The organism is Halobacillus aidingensis (assembly GCF_900104185.1).
In the GTDB taxonomy this organism is placed as follows: domain Bacteria; phylum Bacillota; class Bacilli; order Bacillales; family Halobacillaceae; genus Halobacillus; species Halobacillus aidingensis.
Window position 1 is genome coordinate 110,178 of record NZ_FNIZ01000003.1, and the last position, 21,238, is coordinate 131,415.

The 21,238-nt window shown below is 43.8% G+C and carries 17 protein-coding genes; 9 read left to right on the forward strand and 8 right to left on the reverse strand.

Features of this window, described 5'->3' with window-relative positions; all coding sequences use genetic code 11:
• The first annotated feature begins 57 nt into the window (after window positions 1-57).
• The 6 genes from sftI to BLS23_RS03915 are packed head-to-tail and all read left to right on the forward strand — an operon-like array spanning window position 58 to window position 6,625.
• Entirely contained in the window at window positions 58-1,401 is a 1,344-nt protein-coding gene (gene sftI / locus BLS23_RS03890; protein ID WP_089651225.1) for a sulfoquinovose isomerase, read from the forward strand.
• A gap of 16 nt (window positions 1,402-1,417) precedes the next feature.
• A complete protein-coding gene (locus BLS23_RS03895; protein ID WP_089651226.1) occupies window positions 1,418-2,584 on the forward strand; it encodes a diphosphate--fructose-6-phosphate 1-phosphotransferase in 1,167 nt (388 codons plus the stop codon).
• A complete protein-coding gene (locus tag BLS23_RS03900) occupies window positions 2,574-3,305 on the forward strand; it encodes a GntR family transcriptional regulator (protein ID WP_089651227.1) in 732 nt (243 codons plus the stop codon). The genes BLS23_RS03895 and BLS23_RS03900 overlap by 11 nt, the downstream gene beginning before the upstream one ends.
• Before the next feature lie 15 nt (window positions 3,306-3,320).
• On the forward strand, window positions 3,321-4,211 hold the full coding sequence (locus tag BLS23_RS03905) for a class II fructose-bisphosphate aldolase (RefSeq protein WP_089651228.1): 891 nt from the start codon (window positions 3,321-3,323) through the stop codon (window positions 4,209-4,211).
• Window positions 4,212-4,231: 20 nt separating this feature from the next.
• The gene (locus BLS23_RS03910; RefSeq protein ID WP_089651229.1) at window positions 4,232-5,665 is read left to right on the forward strand and encodes an aldehyde dehydrogenase family protein; all 1,434 of its coding nucleotides are present in this window, start codon (window positions 4,232-4,234) and stop codon (window positions 5,663-5,665) included.
• A gap of 57 nt (window positions 5,666-5,722) precedes the next feature.
• Window positions 5,723-6,625, forward strand: a complete 903-nt coding sequence (locus tag BLS23_RS03915) for an AEC family transporter (RefSeq protein WP_089651230.1) — start codon at window positions 5,723-5,725, stop codon at window positions 6,623-6,625.
• A gap of 770 nt (window positions 6,626-7,395) precedes the next feature.
• Here the strand turns inward: BLS23_RS03915 and BLS23_RS03925 are convergent.
• The 3 genes from BLS23_RS03925 to BLS23_RS03935 form a co-directional block, all read right to left on the reverse strand.
• Entirely contained in the window at window positions 7,396-8,754 is a 1,359-nt protein-coding gene (locus tag BLS23_RS03925) for a GntP family permease (RefSeq protein ID WP_089651232.1), read from the reverse strand.
• A 17-nt stretch (window positions 8,755-8,771) separates the two neighbouring features.
• Complete coding sequence (locus BLS23_RS03930) at window positions 8,772-9,893, reverse strand: glycerate kinase (RefSeq protein ID WP_089651233.1); 1,122 nt, start codon at window positions 9,891-9,893, stop codon at window positions 8,772-8,774.
• A gap of 119 nt (window positions 9,894-10,012) precedes the next feature.
• Window positions 10,013-11,059, reverse strand: coding sequence for a CdaR family transcriptional regulator (locus BLS23_RS03935; protein ID WP_089651234.1), 1,047 nt, complete (start codon window positions 11,057-11,059; stop codon window positions 10,013-10,015).
• Window positions 11,060-11,094: 35 nt separating this feature from the next.
• Here BLS23_RS03935 and BLS23_RS21280 point away from each other — a divergent pair, with 35 nt between their 5' ends.
• On the forward strand, window positions 11,095-11,289 hold the full coding sequence (locus tag BLS23_RS21280; protein ID WP_143015216.1) for a hypothetical protein: 195 nt from the start codon (window positions 11,095-11,097) through the stop codon (window positions 11,287-11,289).
• 90 nt (window positions 11,290-11,379) lie between these two features.
• On the opposite strand, the gene BLS23_RS03940 is transcribed toward BLS23_RS21280, so the two are convergent.
• From BLS23_RS03940 to BLS23_RS03960, 5 genes are all read right to left on the reverse strand, one after another.
• On the reverse strand, window positions 11,380-12,324 hold the full coding sequence (locus BLS23_RS03940) for a nuclease-related domain-containing protein (protein ID WP_089651235.1): 945 nt from the start codon (window positions 12,322-12,324) through the stop codon (window positions 11,380-11,382).
• Window positions 12,325-12,438: 114 nt separating this feature from the next.
• Window positions 12,439-13,638, reverse strand: a complete 1,200-nt coding sequence (locus BLS23_RS03945) for a M14 family zinc carboxypeptidase (RefSeq protein WP_089651236.1) — start codon at window positions 13,636-13,638, stop codon at window positions 12,439-12,441.
• A gap of 13 nt (window positions 13,639-13,651) precedes the next feature.
• Window positions 13,652-15,352, reverse strand: coding sequence for a M4 family metallopeptidase (locus BLS23_RS03950; RefSeq protein WP_089651237.1), 1,701 nt, complete (start codon window positions 15,350-15,352; stop codon window positions 13,652-13,654).
• Window positions 15,353-15,656: 304 nt separating this feature from the next.
• Window positions 15,657-16,787 (reverse strand): alanine dehydrogenase, encoded by a 1,131-nt coding sequence (gene ald, locus BLS23_RS03955; protein ID WP_089651238.1) that lies wholly within the window; start codon window positions 16,785-16,787, stop codon window positions 15,657-15,659.
• 105 nt (window positions 16,788-16,892) lie between these two features.
• Entirely contained in the window at window positions 16,893-18,143 is a 1,251-nt protein-coding gene (locus BLS23_RS03960) for a PucR family transcriptional regulator (RefSeq protein ID WP_089651239.1), read from the reverse strand.
• A 234-nt stretch (window positions 18,144-18,377) separates the two neighbouring features.
• Here BLS23_RS03960 and BLS23_RS03965 point away from each other — a divergent pair, with 234 nt between their 5' ends.
• Both BLS23_RS03965 and BLS23_RS03970 read left to right on the forward strand, forming a co-directional pair.
• A complete protein-coding gene (locus BLS23_RS03965) occupies window positions 18,378-19,454 on the forward strand; it encodes a YkvI family membrane protein (protein WP_089651240.1) in 1,077 nt (358 codons plus the stop codon).
• A 133-nt stretch (window positions 19,455-19,587) separates the two neighbouring features.
• Entirely contained in the window at window positions 19,588-21,237 is a 1,650-nt protein-coding gene (locus tag BLS23_RS03970) for a glycoside hydrolase family 13 protein (protein ID WP_089651241.1), read from the forward strand.
• Window position 21,238 lies beyond the last annotated feature (1 nt).

Below are 21,238 nucleotides of genomic sequence, written 5' to 3' on the forward strand. Positions count from 1 at the left end.
AAAGGTAGGTATGTATGGTATGATGTTTTCAAATAGAGAAAAAGGTGGGACGGATCAATGAGCATGAAAGTATTGTATCTTCCAATCGGGAGAAAAACATTTGATTTAGAAGCAGGAGAAATCCAAAGGAAAAAGAGTTCGGAGATGTTGAACGAGTTAGGAATTGAAGTAATTGAACCGGAGGAGATCCTTACTTCACCCGATGACTTGAATGACTTTTTGAAAGCGATTGCTAAGGATGACATCGGCGTTTCCATCTATCAAAGTGTCACGTTCGCTGATGGTGAGTTTGTAGAAACGCTGATTAAGCAAGTAGATGCGCCTGTGATGGTGTGGTCCATTCGTGAACCGAGCATTAATGGACGGTTGCGCTTAAACTCCCTAACAGGTGGAAACAGCACCAGTCACGTGTTGAAATGTGCGAAACATCCTTTTTCTTTCCTTTTTGGTAATCCAGAAGAGGCTCAAATTCGCGGGCGTTTAAAAAAATACTTAAAAGTTCAGCAGATGATTCAAGATTTGAAGCAGTTCAAAATCGGTGTCATTGGAGAACACCCTCCTGGTTTCTTCTTCTCAGGGACCGACGAAGAGATGCTCCAGAAGCAACTTGGGGTTGAGGTCAAAAGTGTCGACTTGATGAAAGCTTTTGAAGAATCTAAGAAACTAGCAGAAGGCGAATGGGAGCATGCAATTGACCGAGCACAGCAGCAAGTCATCGGCTTGAACAGAAATGATGAAACCGTTCAGCGTTTTGCTCAGTTCACGACTTATGTCGAGTCTGTCGTTAATCAAGAAAACCTTTCAGGACTCGCCATCCGCTGCTGGCCGGAGTTTTTCAATGAATTAGGAGCAGCCGCCTGTTCGACCCTTTCCCAATTTACCGAAGACGGGATCGTTTCTTCTTGTGAATCAGATATCCATGGATCTGTTTCCATGTTTATTTTGCAGCAACTGAGTGGAGGAAAAGCGCCTTACTTAGGAGATATGGTTCATGTGAATGAAGCGAGTAATTCAGTCGTCTTCTGGCATTGCGGCGCAGGTGCCTACTCTCTTGCTCACCCTGACCAGGGAGCGCAGCCGGGCGTACATCCAAACCGTAAACTCGGCTTTACGATGGAATTCGGTCTTAAGCCAGGTCAAGTGACGATGTTCCGCGTCAGCTATACACCAGATGGGTATCGTCTGCTTGTCATGAGAGGAAACGCCTTAGATACACCGAAACGTTTCAACGGGACATCCGTAGAAGTGGAGCTTGAGACGGAGATCAATGACACGCTGTACAGTTTAATGGAGGAAGGTTTTGAGCCTCACTATGCTCTCGTTTATGAAGATGTCGTCGAGGAGTTAGTGGAACTTGGGCGTCAACTGGACCTTGAAACCATCGTCTATACCAAAGATTGATTGAGGAGGACACCTGATGAAACATGTCGCAGTAGGGCAGGCAGGAGGACCGACAGCTGTCATCAACGCTACCCTGGCTGGTTTTGTTGAAAGTGTAAAAGAACAGTGTCAACTGACCTTCGTTGAAGGAGGTTATCAAGGTCTGGTGGAAGAGAATTTTCTTTACGGTGATTCGGAAGTGATTGATTGGGTTCTTGACAATCAATCGGTTCCGGGCGCCTGTTTACAATCCGGGCGTTACCCTTTTCACGATGAAGCGATTGCTGAAGCAGTTCGATCCCTGAAGAAGCACCAAATCGATACCCTTGTATTTATCGGCGGGAATGGAACGATGGAAGCTTTGTTAAAAGTGAAAAAAGAAGCCGAATGTCAGGGTTATTTTCTACAGGTACTGGGACTTCCGAAAACGGTGGATAATGACTTGGGAGGCACAGATCATGCACCAGGTTTCGCAAGTGCAGCGAGATCGATCGCCCAAACGACGAAGGATTTGAGCCGGGATTTATATTCCATGAAGAATTTTGAGCAGGTGCGTGTATTGGAAACGATGGGCAGGAACGCAGGGTGGTTAGCCGCCGCTGCAGGAGCTTGGAGAGAGTACGAGGAAGAAGGCCCGCATTATATTGCTCTTCCGGAGCAGCCCTTGAACAAGGATACATTATTACGGACAGTTAAAGAAGCGTTGAGTTCCTATGGTTACGCGATTGTTGTGGTCAGTGAAGGGGTTCAGTGGGAACAAGGATCTCAAATTGAACTCAATCAGGTAGACGGACGCTCCATTCTCGGAGGGATCTCTAAGGAAATCAGTGAATTTATCAGTGAAGAGTTAAATGTGAATACAAGGGCAGAACTGTTGGGGATGAATCAAAGGGCGGATACATCGGCTTTATCCCCCATCGATACCTATGAAGCTTATCAACTTGGCAGAGAAGGTGGGCGATGGGTGTTGGAAGGGTATGATGAAGTAATGGTCGCAGTTGGGCGAGAAGCATCAAATTATTATACAATGGAGATCAGACCTGTAAAACTTGAAAAAGTGATTGCTGAGGGAGAAAGGCTGTTACCAGCTCAATTCATTACAAATCTCAAGGCTTATTATCAATGGTTGACTCCACTGTTAGGAGGTGACCGGCCTTCTTACCCTCCGCTTTCAAAAAGGAGAGTCGAATATAGTGAACACTAAAGTTAATCCCAACAAAGATTTAGCCCTATACTTACAATTGAAAGAATTATTCATTGATCGCATTCATAATGGACAATGGGAAGCAGATAAATTGATTCCGACGGAACAGGAACTGATGAAGGAATTCGACGTCAGCCGCACAACGATCCGTCAGGCCATATCCATTCTCGTGCAGGAAGGTTTGGTGGAAAAGAAACAAGGCCGCGGAACAATCGTGAAACCTAGGAAATTGAGCGGGAACTTAAGTCAATTAAAAGGGTTCGCCGAAGAGGTTCTGGAACGCGGGCAAGTCCCTCGAAGCAAGTTGATCCGGGCGGAGTTCAAATCTAACCTTCATCACGAAAAGTCTATGCTCGAAGTCAAAGACGATGAACCCATTTTGTTAATTGAACGGATTCGTTTAGCGGATGAAGTACCGGTGGCCCTTGAGCGTACATGCTGGCCGAAAGAGATCGGCGAGATCCTGATGAAACATAATTTAGATGAAGCGCGTTACTACGAAATCCTTGAAAACTACAACATTTATTTGAACAGAGCCAGCGAAAAAATAGCAGCCATTAATGCAACCATTGATGAAGCGGATGCCCTCGGAATAAGGGGAGGGGAAGCTCTTCTTGAAATGACGAGGCTGAGTTTCGGTGTCAATGAACGACCGATTGAATATACGAAAACGAAATATCGTAACGATCAATATCATTATAGTCTTGAACTTAAACGATAAAAGGAGTGGTCCTCTATGCCATTTGTGGATGGAAAGACATTGCTAACCCATGCCTATGAAAACAAGTACGGAGTCGGAGCCTTTAGTGCTCATAATGCGGAAACCATTTTAGCTATTTTAGAAGCTGCGGAGGAAAAGCAAGCCCCTGTGATGATCCAGATTGGACAGAAGGTGATTCAAACGCTGGGCTTGCAGCCTATGAAAGATATGGTCGATTCTTTTGCAAAGGATTTTACTGTTCCTGTATGTATCCACCTCGATCACAGCCGTCAGTATGAGCAGACCATGGCAGCCATTCAGTCCGGTTTTCAATCGGTGATGTTTGACGGTTCGGGGTTGTCATTTGAAGAAAATACAAGAATTACGAAGCAGGTGGTCAATGCTGCCCGCGCGCTTGGGATCGGCAGTGAAGGGGAGATCGGTAAAATTGGTGGAACCGAAGATGATATTACGGTAGACGAAAAAGATGCGTTGATCACTACGACCGAGGAAGCGGTTGATTTTGTGAACGAAACAGATGTCGATTACTTAGCTGTATCCATTGGAACGGCCCACGGCATTTACAAACAGACACCAAACCTGCGATTCGAACGATTGAAAAAAATATCTGAAGCTGTGGCTCGACCAATCGTTCTGCATGGCGGTTCGGATGTGCCGGATGAACAAGTCCAGCAAGCTATTAAGCTAGGCATCTCCAAAATTAATGTAGACACGGAACTTCGCCAGGCTTACACGCAAGGGTTACAAGACTATTTGGCTTCTAATCCAGAAGATATTGTCTTGGCTAACTCTTTGGGAGCTGGTCGTGAGCGGATGAAGGAAAAAGTTAAAGAGAAGATTGATGTCTTTGGAAGTGCAGGACGTGCGGAAGCATTTATTAGTGAACAAAAGGTCGTAACGTTATAATATATAAGGAGGTTGTTGTAATGAATAAAGTAGCAACAGACTATTCTTTCGGTTTATTTATCAACGGCGAATGGCGGATAAAAGAAGATACCGTACCTGTCTTAAACAAGTACAACCAAGAAAAAATCGGTGAAACATCCATTACCAATGAATCAGATGTAAAGGAAGCTGTTGAAAGCGCTAAAAAAGCTTTTCAAGTGCCTTTCTCTTTATATGACCGTTATCAAGTTTTACTGAAAGTCGCTCAGTTATTGAAAGACAACACCGAAGAGTTTGCAGCAATTATTGCTCAGGAAGTCGGAAAACCGATTAATGAAGCAAGAGGAGAAGTAGGTCGCTCTGCCTTAACTCTTGAGAATTCAGCGGAGGAAGCAAAACGTATCCACGGAGAAGAAATCCCTGTTGAAGCAGCCCCGGGATCTGAAAATCGTAAAGCTTTCACACGACGTTATCCTGTCGGCGTGGTTGCAGCCATTACGCCGTTCAATGTCCCGTTGAACCTTGTCTGTCACAAAGTTGGCCCAGCGTTGGCGGCTGGGAACAGTGTTGTTTTAAAACCCGCCGAGCAGACGCCGCTTACTGCTTTGCTATTGACGAGGCTCTTTGAAGAAGCAGGACTTCCAAAAGGGAGACTGAATGTACTTACAGGAGAAGGCCATGAGGTAGGACCGTTGCTGACATCCAATCCTGATGTGAATATGTTTACATTTACCGGCAGTCCCCAAGTCGGAGAGCGGATTCGAAAAGAAGCAGGTTTACGTGATGTCGCATTGGAATTAGGCAACAATTCTGCAACGATCGTTCACAAAGATGCCGATATTGATCAAGCGGCACAATTGGTTGCACAAAAAAGTTTTAACAATGCAGGACAGGTATGTATTTCCGTCCAGCGTGTTTACGTTCACGATGATGTGTATGACCAGTTTCTAGGAAAAGTAAGAGAAGCGACTTCTCAAATCAAATTAGGAGACCCGATGGACCCTTCCACGCAAATGGGGCCGATGATTGCAGAAGAAGAAGCGGCTCGAGTGGAAGAATGGGTCAACGAAGCGGTTGCAGAAGGTGCTGCAATTGAAACAGGAGGAAAGCGTGACGGTGTATTCTACCAACCTACTGTTCTTACAAACGTGAACTCGGAAATGAAAGTTTGTAAGCAAGAAGTGTTCGGACCGGTTGTAGCCATTGATTCCTATGCTGATGAAGATGAAGTCATTTCCTTCGTCAATGACTCTGAATATGGACTTCAAGCAGGGTTGTTCACGAACAGCTTGGCCTTTGCTATGAAAGCAATGGATCACATTCACGTTGGCGGATTGATTGTGAATGATACTTCCGGCTATAGAGTCGATCATATGCCATATGGCGGTGTGAAGAAGAGTGGAACCGGAAAAGAAGGTCCACGCTATGCGATTGAGGAAATGACAGAAGAAAAAATTGTTGTGTTCAACTTGTAACTAAGAAGGGAGTCCATACGGCTCCCTTTTCTTAATTTGACTTATAGGAGAAAGCCCATGGAGTTTATCACTATTTTATTGCCGATTTTCTTAGTGTTTGGTATTGGTTATGGAGCTCAGAAGATCTTTCAATTTGATACCTCTACTTTTTCGAAACTTGCTTTATATATTCTCGTTCCGTTCCTTGTTTTCCAGACGTTTTACGAGGAAAAGATCACCTTTTCCTATGTTTATATTTCTATCTATATGCTCGGACTCTGCATTATTATTATTGGCATCGTTTCTATTCTTTCCAAGGTACAAAATTATACCGAAAAGGAAAGATGCGGGATGGTTTTGTCCTGTGCCTTCACCAATAACGGAAACTACGGGACACCACTAGTCTTATTCTTATTCGGAACGGCAGGAATGGAAACCGCAATCGTTCTTATGGTTTTACAACAGCTGCTCATGAGTACATTAGGCGTTTACTATGCAGCCAAAGGGGGAGGAGACAAGGGGGATGGAATGAAAGCTGCCCTTCGTTCCGTTCGTCGGATGCCGATGGTTTACGGGGCTATCGCCGGGTTCCTTTTTCAAACGTTCGGACTCTCTATTGGTGAGCTTAAAGAAGGCGTAGATTTAATTGCTAGTGCTGCGATTCCTTTAATCATGCTTACCCTTGGCATGCAACTTGCGAACATCAAGGTCAAAGGATTTGAATATAAAAAAGTATCCATTGCCTTAATAATTAAACTGGTCGCTGCACCAGCCATCGCAGCCGCCATCGTTTGGGCAATGCCTGTCGATCCATTGATGAAGCAGATTATGATCATCATGGCAGCCACTCCTACAGCTGCAAATACGACAATGTATGCGATCCAGTTCCAAACAGAACCCCAAACGGTCACAAGTGCGACTTTAGCGACGACGGTGCTCAGTTTAGTAACTATTCCTGTTGTAATTTTTTTAGCCACATAATTTTTAGAAGAGGCGGCTTAAGCGGAGGCGTCTTTTTCCTTCAATCAGTCTGGGACATAGATCGGATTTTGTAGAACGTTCTAGAGTAAGATTGCGAATGGAGTTGTCCATACTGTAACTAAAGAGGTGATGGTATGGAGCAATATGAGGGAAACTTTTTTAAAGGTCTTTTATGGGCCAGTCTTCTCTCTCTGCCAATTTGGGGAATGATTGGTGTTGTTGTTTATCTAGTTTGATAGGTTAAATGTCTGAAATTGAAGAAGGTATCATTCAAACTAGTTAGTGAATCGCTTAAAGTGAGGGAGAAATCGCTCAAACTAGGTGGAGAATCGCTCAAAGTGAGGGAGAAATCGCTCAAACTAGGTGGAGAATCGCTCAAAGTGAGGGAGAAATCGCTCAGACTAGATGGAGAATCGCTCAAAGTGAGGGAGAAATCGCTCAGACTAGATGGAGAATCGCTCAAAGTGAGGGATATCGCTCAGACTAGGTGGATAATCGCTCAAAGCGAGGGAGGAATCGCTCAAACTAGATGGAGAATCGCTCAAGGTGAGGGAGAAATCGCTCAAACTAGATGGAGAATCGCTCAAAGTGAGGGATATCGCTCAGACTAGGTGGATAATCGCTCAATGTGAGTGGGAAATCACTCAAACTAAGTAGAGAATCACTCAAAGTGAGAGATATCACTCAAAGTCAGGAAGGAATTATTTAAACATAGCGTGAATATGATTTAAAAAGGTGTTGACCCCTCCATGAGGGATCAACACCTTTTTTTATACTAATATAAACCAGAGGACCGAAGTGACAATAATGGCTGTCAGTCCTTGCAGTAATGTACCCATCGTTTGAGCTTTGTAAGCTTGTGTGATGGACATCCCACTGAACTCTTTTACAACCCAGAAATAGCTGTCATTAACGTGAGAGACCACCATCGCACCTGCACCGACGGCCATGACGACGAGTGCCAGAGGGACAGCTCCTTCAATACCGATTTGCGGAAGAAGAGGTGCGATCAAGGTTGACGTGATAACAATCGCCGCTGTAGACGATCCTTGTGCACTCTTCAATGCGGCAGCGATTATGAATGGAATGAAGATGAATACAGCACCGACAGCTACTTCATTTCCCGCAATTCCTTTAATGAGATCAGCAATGCTTGTGGAGCTGATGACAGAACCGAAAGCTCCACCTGCTCCTGTAATCAATAGGATAGGAGCGGCTTCCTTAATTCCGATTCCTACCCATTGGGTAAGTGTTTCTTCATCATATTTTGGATGAAGAGTGAAAGCGAATAAGACGCCAACCAGAAGAGCGACAACAGGTGAACCTAGGAATAGGAAAAAGGAAAAAACAGGACCTTCCCATCCAGCAAAAGTGATGACAGAGCTGAATCCAATTAGAAGAATCGGAACTAAAATAGGAGCAAATGATTTAGTGGCCGAAGGCATATCCCCAAAACTGCTGACGACCTCATCGTAATCATAGAGAGCATCCTCTTCACTTTGATCAATGTGAATTTTAGAGCCAGCTTTGACAGCCCAAAGGTAACCCACCAAGATAGCAGGAATCGCGACGATGACACCAAATAAAATGACCGTTCCTAGATAATTTTGGGCACCGATATTCCCTGCAGCTGCGATTGGTCCAGGTGTCGGCGGCACTAAAGTGTGCGTGGCGAACAGACCTGTAGATAAGGCAATCGCCATAGAGGCAACGGTAACCTTCGTTTTATTTGCAAGCGCTTTCTTTAAAGAGGATAAAATAACATACCCTGAATCACAGAACACCGGGATACTGACAATACTACCGATTGCGCTCATCGCTAGCTGAGGTCTTTTCTCCCCGACGATTCTTAAAACGACTTCCGCCATGCGTAAAGCAGCGCCCGATTTTTCTAATATGACACCGATGATCGTACCAAATACGATGACGAGTCCGATGCCTCCCATCAATCCTCCGAACCCGCCATTGACGGCCTCTACGACGTCTCCAAGTGGCATACCGGCTAAAATTCCGATAGCAAAAGCAGAAATCAAAAGGGAAAGGAAAGGGTGGAGGTTGAATTTCGCTGTGGCAACAATAACGAATAAAACACCAAGTAAAATAATAAGTACAAGTCCGAAACCTTCCATAGACGATTCACTCCTTTTTATTGTTGGGTGATTAACCTTGCGATTTGTCTCGTTGTTTCAAATAAATATTCTTCCGCATTCTTAAGGCAGTCCTCTAGCGATGAAGGACCTGGAGCTATGGAAAAACAACTTGTGAATATTTCATTTAATGCGCCGTAGTTAGCTCCTAAGCTCCCTGAAATGAGAAGGACTGGTGTATGGTTTTCTTTTGCAAGTTCAGCTACATACCCTGGCGCTTTTCCATAAAGCGTCTGGTCATCGCTTTGTCCTTCTCCGGTAATGACATAATCAGCATCGCGGATGCAGTCTTTGAGTTGAATCGCTTCGCCAACTAACTTTGCGCCCGATTCAAGTTGCGCACCAATGGTAAGAAAAGCGAATCCGAGGCCGCCAGCAGCACCAGCACCAGGGGTGTTCTTGATGTTTTTATCAAACACTTCTTCAATGATTTTTCCATAGTGGTCTAAAGCATGATCATAAGCATTTACTTGCTGCTCGGTCGCTCCTTTTTGTGGGCCATAGATGCGACTTGCTCCTTGAGGTCCAGTCAGTGGATTGTCTACATCAGAAGCAACGCGAATCGTGACGTCTTTGAGGCGTGGGTCCAGTTCAGAAAAGTCCACTCTTTTTACGGCATGGAGGTCCTTTCCATACATCCCTGTCTCCTGGCCATTTTCATCGTAGGTTTTCATTCCAAGTGCCTGTAACATTCCCAGGCCACCGTCGTTTGTTGAACTTCCGCCAATGGCTACAATTAAGTTGGTGCACCCTTCGTTTAAAGCATGCGTGATTGCCTGCCCAATGCCATAGCTTGTTGTGTGATCGGGATTACGTTCTTCTGTTGGTACTAGTGGTAAGCCGGCAATCGCGGCTCCTTCAATTACAGCACGCTGATCGTCCATTTTTACATACCAGCTCTCGTGATTTTCTCCCAACGGGCCCTTACATGATAAGTGGACTTTTTCGTGGGCTACAGATGTAGAAAATACTTCTAATGTTCCTTCTCCGCCATCAGCCATTGGCTTCATAATGGTTTCAATATTTGGATTTACCGAATGAAAAGCCTTTCTCATGACTTCAGCGACCTGAATGGAAGACAAACTTCCTTTGTAGGAATCAGGGGCAAAAACGACCTTCATCATTCACCCTCCTTTAATTTGGTTACTTTCTATTCAACAGGAAATAAGAAACGATAACAATTGATGAGTTATACAAAATATCAGAAAAATGCAAGCGTATTCTTGTGCAAGTGCACAAATTAACGGTTAACTAAAATGGCTTGTAAGATAATCGCATCTTTGAAATTCCGTGCATCCAATCCTACTTTTTTATGGACTTGATCGAGACGGTAATGAAGAGTATTTCGATGGACATGCAAATCATCAGCTGTCCGGTTCATTTTCAAGGCGTTGTTGAAGAAAGAATGGAGCGTTTCTAAATATGCTGCTTCTAATTGGTTCAGCCGATTGGCATAAGGCTCCGTGATCTCTGTGTACGTGTCCTTTGGAATGCTTGAAAGTAGCCGTTCCATCTTAAGTGACCCACTGTAAATAATTTTACCGGCTTTTCCTGCAATATCTAACGTCTGCGTTGCCTGTTGGAAAGATGTATAAATACCTTTAGCACTATACCCTGGTTCACCAACAGCGGCAGGTCCATCTGTTTTTATTGGTGGTAGATGCTCTTGGAATGGAAGAGGCATGACCACTGAATTTTCCTGAAAAGGCAGGATGAAGAGAGGGTTTAGTTTCAGCTGTTCAGCCTGTATGCGGAGTCGCTCTGCGAAATTATAAGGGTAGGGTGTCTGGAAAACGAAGACTTGCCAAGCCTTCTTAAGGTCTGCCCGTAATGAGTAACGTGCTTCTTTTTCCAGGTCTTCGGTTTCCCTGTTTGAAATAAGCTGATGAAACCAGTGATTCCACTGTCTTTCCTGATAAAAGCTCTGTTTTTGAATATAGAGTTGTTCCAGAGTTATCTCTACAGATCCTTGAGTCATTCCAGCTGCTTGGAACACTTGGTCCGGATCTCCTGTCAAACCGACCACACCTGCAAGTTCACCTCTATGAAAAATTGGGAGGTTAACCCCGGGCTTCGTATTAGAATATTGGTTTGAGATTTCTTTTGTTATTTGTTGTGCTTCCAGCGTTTCTATAACTCTTTGAGCTCCGCCATGGATTTGATTGATACGAGCGGTATTTGTGCTGGCTACAATTTTTCCAGTCGCATCCATGAGGTTGATGGCGACATCAATGTATCGGGATAGTCGACGGATGATTTCTTGTCCTAGTTGATCAGTAAGTTCCATGTTGAGCCACTCCTTTTTTCTAACATTCTACCAGATTGAAGGTTGATAAAATCGATCAAAGTGTAAGAGGAATCGATCAAAGTGTAAGAGGAATCGATCAAAGTGTAAGAGGAATCGATCAAAGTGTAAGAGGAATCGATCAAAGAGGAGGAAGAATCGCTCAAGGATTGGATGGAATCGATCAAAGTGAAAGATATCGATCAGAGTCTGTGTGGGATCGCTCAAAGTAGAAGAGAAATCAATCAAATACTGTTTGAAATCGTTCATAGTAAAAGAGATTTCAACCAAAGTGAAGGATATCACTCAAAGGTTAGATGATATCACTCAAAAAAGTTAAGATAATAGACTCTTCCTCGATTCTTTCCTTTGAATGGGAGATTGAGTGTATGGAGGAAACGATTCGCTGTTGCAGGGGAACGTATCATAAGAAATGCTCTCAAATCTGCGTTGGTGATTTGTGGTCCATAAATGAAATAATAATCTTTAAGTGCGGGGGTATGAGCATTTTTGTCTTTAGAGGAACACTTCTTACATACCCAGGACCCATGATGACGGGTCATACCTAAATATTCACATCCTGTACAATGGATGCCAGGTTGGAGATCTTTGGGTGAAATATTAAAATGAGATAGATAATTAAAAGAAAGTGAGTGGTTAGAGTTAAGAAGGGCCGTAATGAACTTTTGCAAATGGGAATCATTTAAAACAGGCTTCTGCCTATTTAAACTTATGATTAGTTCGTGAAGAGCGTTCGATCGTATCACAAAATCTGATCCGGCATCGGCGCATGTAATAATAGATTTTGGATGGCTGTTTGCTACAACGCAATAAATGGGAAGGGGAGGTAAACCATGCTGGTCCACCCATTTTTGAAGGAGGTATTTGTGCCTGCGGACCTGAGTGAGGGGACTATCATAAGCCATTAACCCTTTTTCTGTGGTTTGAATTAATTGTTTATCATCGATGTTGAGCTGACCGGCCATATATTTCGCTTCCACTAGTAGAATCCATTCCTTTGAAAGGATTAACGCATCATTTTGGAAAAAGTGGTCCCCTGACTTTAAACGGAGGTTGTAAAAGATGAAGAGATCATCGGAAAGTAGCGAAAGAGGATAAATGAGGGCTTTTTCTCCTTTGTGGCCTGCCTGCTCCCTGAACAGTCTTTCTTTTATTTCAGGAATAGAGGGATGATGTGGATGTAATCGGCGCAACAACATTTTCAGAACTTCAATTCCAACTGGATCTTCCAAATGTTTGATAATCAATACTTCACACCTTTCTTTGCACAGTCTTTAGTTTAGCATAAAGTGGATAAATCTATTAAAATTCTTTAAATAATAAGAGCGAGACGTCTGAACAAGACGCCTCGCTCTTTTGAATTATAAACTTGGACGGTAAGCCGTTTCAGGAATCTCTTCGTAATCTTCAGGGTTCAAATCATCAACTGTGTCTTCAGCTACTCCGTCAATAATTCCTTGAAGACCTGTTTCCACAGCTTTCACAAGCATACCCTTTTTCTTCTGACCGAGACTCTGCGTTTGACCCGTCACTTCAAAAAGGACCGTGCCACTGCCGTTAAGGGCAAATGAACCTAATGCTGTGCCTGGAAGGTCCAGTCCCTGACTGTAAAGGGTGATGTTATCAAATGGCGAGTTGCCCATTTCCTGCAGCGCATCATAGGCGGCGACATTCAACTGTCGGGAATAATCGTAATCATAGTTGTCAGCGTACTCGGAGTACTTCGCTCCTTCTTCTGAGTTTGGATCAGGTACGAATTGTCCTGATAGAGACAATGTGACTGGATCACTCGTACCATCCACATAATAGAGTCCTTGGTGGTGGAGGTCTACAAAAACGTCCACTTTACCGAATTCGTCCTGCAGATTTTTATAGACGTCACGGACGGTTTGCGCTTCCGGGGTGATGTACCAGCCTGGCTCTGAAGAAGAACCCGGCACATCTTCTGCATCCGGCACATAATCCAAATCAGGATTAAAGTCACGGTTCACATCAAATCCTGGATTAGCTGCGTAATTGTCCCCCTGAATGTTTGGGGCGGTATAGTAATTCCATGTCGGACCACCGGCCTCAGCCAGCTGAGGGAAGTCTTCGACGACTTCTGACCAGGACATGTCATTTCCGCGCCTGTCGAGCTCCGAAGCATCTGGATTCATTTTTGGAAGGGTAACAAGTGTTACCTCTTCTCTGATTTTTTGGGCGTGAGGGGAGTTACTTGAACCTAAATAGCTTAATAGATTCAGAATGGCTTCAGTTCCTGTTTTTTCATTGCCGTGGATTTCACTTTCGATAAGAATGACTTTATCGCCGTGACCGACACGGGCTTGATAGATATCAAGTCCGTTATTGGATTGACCGACAACATCGACTTGCACCGTCCCTTGGCTGGATTTTTCAATCTGCTCTAATTTTTTCGTCAATTGGCCATAGTCTGTCCAACCCGAGCTGTTGTAAGTTTGCTGCTCGGGGGTACCGGGATGATTACCGGCCGCAAACGTAGGGATGGCTACACTTGAAGCCAATACGATGGAACTAGCGACTGCAAATACTTGTTTTTTCATAGACCGTTCCTCCTTATTCTGTAATTCCTACTTGATTGAATCCATCTTCAGTAGCTTGAGCTTCTTCACTATTTTCACCATAGAGGTCGACAGCTGATTGGATGAGCGATTCTCGTGCATGACTGAAGTCAGATTCCGGCTGCAAGTAGACGGTCAAAGCACGGTAATAGATTTGGCCGAGTTTTTCTTTTCCGATCTGTTCGCCCGTGATGTAAGCCGCATGGTTGATGATGGATGAGTTAATATGGACACCACCATTATCCAATTCCATAGGCAGGTCATAGTATTCATCCATGTGGGAAGGGTACATGCCGTTACCATCTCCGTATGGAACATAGTCTTCGCCTACAGGGTATTTGCTAGGGTTACTCAAGCTTCTTAAAGACGTTCGTCCGGAAGCAATAGCATCTTCTGCCATAATATCTTCACCGATTTCCCAATCTTCCTCATCGACGAGTGCTCCGAAAATATCAGAGAAGGCTTCGTTTAAAGCCCCGGATTGGAAGCGGTAAAGGAGACCGGCAGAATTTGTTGTGACACCATGGGCCATTTCGTGGGCTGCTACGTCAAGTCCTGCAGAGAGGGGGATGAAGAATTCGCCATCTCCGTCTCCGTATGTCATTTGCTGACCATTCCAGAAAGCATTGTTATAATCTTTACCAAAGTGGACCGTAGACTTGATGGCCATTCCTTCACCATCGATGGAGTTGCGGTCATGTTCTTCTAAATAATACTCGTACACTTTTTCAGAGTTGTAGTGGGCATCGACGGCTGGTTTTTCATAATCATCTGTAAAGGCCGCATCACGGGAAGAGAACAATTTATCTTGCAAGCCCGCATAGTTCCAACTGTTCTGCCCATCGTAGGTGTAGATACCATCCAGGTTTTCGTGGGATTTGTCATAAAGGTAAAAATCTGTTCCGTTTGCTTCCACACCTTTCTCGTTACTGTGGGAAATGTGAAGGTTGCGATGGTCTCCAAGGACACCAGTGCCTGATCCTTTGGAAGATTGATAGCCATCTGCATGCATGATGGCGTTATATTTGTCGATGACTTTACCAGTATTGGCATCTACATAAACGAACCAGTTTCCTGGGTCTTCCCCAAGGAAGTTCACATTGACTTTATAAGCGAGATGATTTTCATCTTGAAACGGATAGATGACAAGAGTGGATGACGGAGATTCTACGAATTGTTCGGGAGCATCAACAGCGTCTTTGGCGACTTCTAACCCTTTTGCTTCGCTTAAGGAAGCGTTGGTAGAAATATCGCTTTGTTCAATCCCTTCGTTGAACTGACCGTTTACAGTCTGGACATGGTTTTCCTTATCATAGTGGACAACCACTTGGTGTCCTTCTACAGGTACGCCATTCTTTTCCTGTTGAAGTTTCACGTGGGTCATACCAAGGTCATCTTTTGTAATCTCGGCGTTTCCTAAACTATGGTCAGGATCAGCCATTTTGAATTTCTCTTTATTCTTTTTCAAGTGTGCTTTCGCGGAGTTTTCATTAGCCTTTGTGTATTTTTCACTCTGTTTTTGCTGTACAAAGAATGGACGATTGTCTTTATCCTTATGTACACTTTTTTGCTGGATCTGTGCGTGAGCTTTTGGACTTGCGTTCTCACTGATCGCATGTGACTGTGTCGGTGCCACCGTTCCCATTAAAAGTGCAGATGACAATACGGCCATTGGAATCACGTGTTTTTTCTTCATAACCAACCTCCTAGCAAGAATGTATCCAATTATAGGTAATAGAGGCTTTATTATACAGAGTAGATTGAACTGTTTGTATTTTCTGAAAATAATGTCGAATAGAAGTTTGGTATAAGACTTTAATCATGGTTTTTAGACACAATCACCGTCACACGAACATTTCGAGTGACGAAATAAATTCCAACTATAGAACTAAATCAAAGTGAATTTTTAAATGGAATTATTTGTATGACCTGGTACGTAAATATATGGAAGTCTTTCTACATAAAAAAGCTCCTCCACAATTGTGGAGGAGCTTGTCGTATTACACGTGAGCTAAAGTTTGAAGGGCTTCTTTTACTGGCTTGTAATCATAACCAAGATCACGGGCTACGGCTTCATAAGTCAAGTGACCATTCGCTGTGTTTACACCTGCTTCAATCGCTTTGTTATCTTCTACAGCTTTGTTTACGCCTTTTGATGCGATTTGCAAAGCGTATGGAATCGTTACGTTTGTAAGAGCGATCGTCGATGTGCGCGGCACCGCTCCAGGGATGTTTGCCACTGCATAATGAAGAACACCGTGCTTTTCATAAATCGGATCATCATGTGTTGTAATGTGATCGACGGTTTCGAAGTTTCCGCCCTGGTCGATGGCGACATCCACGATAACAGAGCCGTCTTTCATTTCTTTAACCATGTCCTCCGTCACAAGTTTCGGTGCTTTCGCTCCTGGAATAAGAACAGCTCCAACGACCAAGTCCGCGTCTTTAACGGCTTCTGCAATGTTGAATGGATTGGACATCATCGTTTGGATATCTGAACCAAACTGATCATCCAGTTCGCGAAGGCGATTTGGATTCAAGTCTAAAACAGTTACGTGTGCACCAAGGCCGATAGCAATCTTCGCTGCGTTCGTACCAACGATGCCTCCACCGATGATGACGACTTTTCCGCGGGACACTCCAGGAACTCCACTAAGCAGGATTCCTTTTCCACCGAAGGATTTTTCAAGGTATTGAGCTCCAACTTGTGTCGCCATTCGTCCGGCTACTTCACTCATTGGAGTAAGAAGTGGAAGTTTGTTATCGACCGCTACTGTTTCATAGGCAATCGCCGTCACTTCGTTTTCTACTAACGCTTTTGTCAGTTCAGGTTCCGCTGCAAGGTGAAGGTATGTGAACAAAATAAGTCCTTTACGGAAGTATCCATATTCAGATGGAAGCGGTTCTTTTACTTTCATGACCATTTCTGAATTCGACCAAATATCGGAAGCGGTTTCAACAATCTCAGCGCCAGCATCACGATATTCTTGGTCTGTAAAATTACTGCCTGTTCCGGCCTGGGTTTCGATGCGGATCGTGTGTCCGGCTTTCATGAGATTGATGACACCTGAAGGCGTAATCGCTACGCGGTTTTCATTATTTTTAATTTCTCTTGGAATTCCGATAATCATGGGGAACGTCCACCTTTCAAATTGAATGTAACCAAAGTATAGCTCTCAAGCCTGACTTTTTGTTTAGTTGAAAATGAAAAAATAAACAGGAGGATTTGTGTAAAATCACAAATCCTCCTGTTCGTTCTCATAAATCAGTAAATCAAGGTAAAGCATTGTCTTCTGATTCATATCCTTGAAGTCGATGCTGCCGATGTCTTTGATCCGCTTCAGCCGGTAGTTCAATGTATTGGTATGAATATGCATATGGGCTGCGGCCTGATGGACATTACTGTTTTTCTCAAGAAAAACCTTTAATGTCTCAAGCAACATGGAGTTGTTCCGTTCATCGTATGCTTTGATATTGGTCAAGGCATCGTTTTTGTAGTTTTCCCGTTTTTGAAGGGCAGACAGTTCATTAAGGAATTGATAGACACCAAGGTCCTGGTAGTTATCGACATGCTGCAGCCCTGTGGAATACTGTTCTTTCAAGTCTAGAACTTTTAAAGCCTGCTTGTAACTGTCACTGATCAATGTCGGCGAGTCATAAATCAGCCCGAAAGCCCCTTTTAAATCCTCAAAGTTAAGGCGTTCTTTCATCTTTTGTGTGAATTCACGAATAAAAGCCTGGTTCATTTCGTTCGCATCTTCTTTATTATCTGTTCGAACAAGGAGAATGAGCTGTTGATCATCAAAGATCCGGTTCACAACACGGGTTTGGTGGAGGGTTTCTGTTAAGTAATAGGCATGGCGCTCCACCGCCTGACTCATTTCTTCTGTGAACTCGAATACAGCTACACAAAGCTGCCCCTGCAAATTCATATGAAATCTCTTGGCCAAGCGTTTGATATCCGCCTGGTTTTGGAGAGAGCCTGTCAGCAGCTGCCAGAAAAATTCTTTTCGATTTTCCTCTGTTTTTTTCTTTTTCGCCTGTTGTCTCAGTAGGTGGTGGCTGACCCATTGAGCGGCTTCCTTCATCTCTTCCAAATGTTCTGCTGTTACGGAGAGGTCGTTCGTTTGTGCCCAGATGAAGCCCAGGATTTCGTTATTTTTGCGAACGGAAATCGCTAATCTGTGACCGAGGCCGATCGCATCAATTTTTTTCACAATGAGTGGCTGGTCGCTTTCGAAAAGCTTGGCCATGATTCCTTGTTTCCATAAACCATTGATCACATGTTCAGGTACTTTCCGTCTCATAATGGTTGCGGTTCTTGCTTCGTCCACATTTTTCTCATGTTTGCTGTAAGAGACGATGCGGTGATTGGCATCCTCAATGGTGACCGGACATCCTAAGGTTTCCGCAATGCTGTCGGCAAGCCCCTCTGGGGAATCGATGTAATCTTTATATGAATAGTTCAAGTTTGATGAATGTTTCATAGCGGTACTCCTTATGGTGTGAATACCTTTATATTATCATTGATTCTCGTATAGAAACATCCATTTTCCTATTGAAGTATTTGTTGAATTGAACGAATATAGGAGAGGGGATTTGTTGATTTCACCAAATAACCGAAAGCGCCTTCATGGTAAGCTGATTCTACACATTTGATATGAAAGCGTTTAACTTAAACGATCGACGACCAGACATTTATGAATATAGGAGGATTTATCGTGAAAAAAATATTCAAAATTGCGAGCGCTTTTATAGGAATCATCGTCGGTGCGGGATTTGCATCGGGACAGGAAATACTTCAATACTTTACGAGTTTCGGCTATTTAGGTACGATCGGTACGATTATCTCAACAGCTCTGTTCGCTTATATGGGTATGATGCTTGTGAAACTTGGAACAAGGACGCAGGCTACTTCTCATAAGGAAGCGGTATATAAAGTGAGTGGAAACAAGTGGCTTGGACGGATTGTTGATTATGTCATCATTCTGACCCTGTTTGGAGTGGGAGTCGTCATGATTGCAGGAGCGGGTTCGATTCCAAGTCAACAATTCGGGCTGCCGCCGCTCGTCGGTATCATTTTCATGAGTGTGATCGTTATGGCAACAATCATGATGAATGTGGACAAAGTCGTCAACGTCATCGGCAGTATTACACCGTTTTTAATTATCACGGTCTTAATCATATCCGGATACAGCTTGTTTACCATGGAACAGCCTTTCAGTAATTTGAATGCAGTGGCTGTGGAGCAACCCTCCGCTTTATCCAACTGGTTTATTTCAGCCATCAATTACGTATCCTTTAACGTGGCCGTAGGGGCTTCGATGTCCTTATTGATGGGAGGAAATGAGAAGGATGAACGAACGTCTGCGCTCGGTGGATTGTTCGGTGGATTAGGGCTCGGGATTATGATTGTAATCAGTCACCTGGCCATCTTCTCTAAAATAGATGCTGTCGCGTCTTATGATATGCCGCTTCTGGCACTTGTTGATAACCTCTCTCCAGTATTAGGAACGTTCTACTCAATCGTTTTGTTCGGGATGGTCTTCAATACAGCAGTCAGCATGTTCTTCTCCTTTGCTGCTCGTTATACAGAAGTCGGGACAAGCCAGCATAAGAAATTCGTTCTCATTACAGGAGTCGTCGCTTTCGGGCTTAGTTTCGTAGGGTTTACAGAACTTGTCGCGTTCTTCTACCCATTGATCGGGTATATGGGACTGTTCTTAATTCTAGCTCTGGTCACAGCACCTTTCCGACTCAAAAAAGAACACAAAAAAACAGAACGCTTATCTGCATAAATTTAAAAGAAGACCACCTCGCAAGAGGTGGTCTTTTCCAATATCTGTATGACCTGGTACAACAAATAATGGAAGTCACCTGCGCTTTTGCGTTATGGTTATATGAGAAGGTTCTCATAAGGGAGTGGTAGATATGAATAATCAAGAGTGGTGGAAGAAGAGTGTCGTCTATCAAATTTATCCGAAGAGTTTTAATGATACGAATGGGGATGGAATTGGTGATATCCCTGGAATTATTGAGAAGCTGGATTACTTGAAAGAGCTTGGGGTGGACGTCCTTTGGCTGTCCCCGGTCTATGATTCTCCACAAGAAGATAATGGCTATGATATCCGCAACTACCGCCAAGTGGATGATCTTTTTGGAAATATGGAAGATTTGGAGCGGCTTTTGGAAGAAGCTCATAAAAGAGATTTGAAGTTGGTCATGGACCTCGTTGTGAATCACACGTCTGATGAACACCCATGGTTTGTAGAGTCTTCGAAAAGCAAGGACAACCCGTATCGTGACTACTACATATGGAAAGATGGGAAAGAGAACGGGGAGCCACCGACAAACTGGAACTCTGTTTTCGGTGGTCCGGCCTGGGAATATGATGAAACGACAGGTCAATATTATTTGCACATCTTTGCGAAAAAGCAGCCTGACTTGAATTGGGAAAATCCGAATTTGAGGGAAGATGTGTACGACATGATGAAGTTTTGGCTTGATAAAGGAATGGACGGGTTCCGTATGGATGTCATCAACTTTATCTCTAAGGATCCGGAATATCAGGATGGAGAGAACGGGGATGGGAGCCCGTATTTTATGAACGGCCCGCGTGTCCATGAATTTTTGCAGGAAATGAATCAGGAAGTTTTATCAAATTATGATGTCATGACAGTCGGCGAAATGCCTGGGGCTTCTCCTGAAGATGCGAAGCGTTACACAGATCCAGAGAATGAAGAATTGAATATGATTTTTACATTCGAGCATATGGACTTGGATTCGAACGGGGATAAGTGGAATTGGACGGATTTAAACCTTGTAGACTTGAAGGAGAATTTTGAAAAGTGGCAGACGTCGCTACATGGTGTTGGTTGGAACAGCTTATACTGGAACAACCATGACCAGCCGCGTATTGTTTCACGTTTCGGTGATGACGGGGAGTACCGTGTGAAATCAGCAAAAATGCTCGCCATTTGTCTGCACATGATGCAGGGGACTCCTTACATTTACCAAGGGGAAGAGCTTGGGATGACCAACGTTAACTTTGAAACGCTCGAAGAGTACCGGGATATCGAGCTTTTGAACATGTATAAAGAGAAGAAGGAAAAAGGGTGGTCCCACGAAGATCTCATGAAAGCCATCTATGTGAAAGGCCGGGATAATGCCCGGACACCGATGCAGTGGAACGATAAGGAGAATGGTGGTTTTACGAATGGAACCCCATGGCTCCAGGTGAATCCGAATTATAGAGAGATTAATGCGGAGCGCGCACTGGAAGATAAAAACTCTGTGTTTTATTTCTATCAACAGTTAATCCGTTTGAGAAAAGAGATGGATATGATTACAGACGGACGATTTGAGCTGTTGATGAGAGAAGATCCGAACGTTTTTGCTTATAAGCGTGTTGGGGATGAAGGAAGTCTTCTGGTTGTTTGTAACTTTTCTTCAGAAGAAGTGACATTAGATGATGGTATTGTAAAAGAAATCGAAGGCAAGCCTGTTGTTATTACGAACGAAACGGAATCAACACATCGCCGTGGATTGGCTCCTTTTGAAGGAACAGTATATAGACTTTAAT

Excerpts from the sequence above, each read along its gene's own strand:
- BLS23_RS03915 (WP_089651230.1), top strand. The coding sequence starts at position 5,723 with ATGGAGTTTATCACTATTTTATTGCCGATTTTCTTAGTGTTTGGTATT.
- BLS23_RS03930 (WP_089651233.1), bottom strand. The coding sequence starts at position 9,893 with ATGAAGGTCGTTTTTGCCCCTGATTCCTACAAAGGAAGTTTGTCTTCC.
- BLS23_RS03960 (WP_089651239.1), bottom strand. The coding sequence starts at position 18,143 with ATGAAACATTCATCAAACTTGAACTATTCATATAAAGATTACATCGAT.
- BLS23_RS03935 (WP_089651234.1), bottom strand. The coding sequence starts at position 11,059 with ATGGAACTTACTGATCAACTAGGACAAGAAATCATCCGTCGACTATCC.
- BLS23_RS03950 (WP_089651237.1), bottom strand. The coding sequence starts at position 15,352 with ATGAAGAAAAAACACGTGATTCCAATGGCCGTATTGTCATCTGCACTT.
- BLS23_RS03945 (WP_089651236.1), bottom strand. The coding sequence starts at position 13,638 with ATGAAAAAACAAGTATTTGCAGTCGCTAGTTCCATCGTATTGGCTTCA.
- sftI (WP_089651225.1), top strand. The coding sequence starts at position 58 with ATGAGCATGAAAGTATTGTATCTTCCAATCGGGAGAAAAACATTTGAT.
- ald (WP_089651238.1), bottom strand. The coding sequence starts at position 16,787 with ATGATTATCGGAATTCCAAGAGAAATTAAAAATAATGAAAACCGCGTA.
- BLS23_RS03925 (WP_089651232.1), bottom strand. The coding sequence starts at position 8,754 with ATGGAAGGTTTCGGACTTGTACTTATTATTTTACTTGGTGTTTTATTC.
- BLS23_RS03910 (WP_089651229.1), top strand. The coding sequence starts at position 4,232 with ATGAATAAAGTAGCAACAGACTATTCTTTCGGTTTATTTATCAACGGC.
- BLS23_RS03895 (WP_089651226.1), top strand. The coding sequence starts at position 1,418 with ATGAAACATGTCGCAGTAGGGCAGGCAGGAGGACCGACAGCTGTCATC.
- BLS23_RS03905 (WP_089651228.1), top strand. The coding sequence starts at position 3,321 with ATGCCATTTGTGGATGGAAAGACATTGCTAACCCATGCCTATGAAAAC.
- BLS23_RS03970 (WP_089651241.1), top strand. The coding sequence starts at position 19,588 with ATGAATAATCAAGAGTGGTGGAAGAAGAGTGTCGTCTATCAAATTTAT.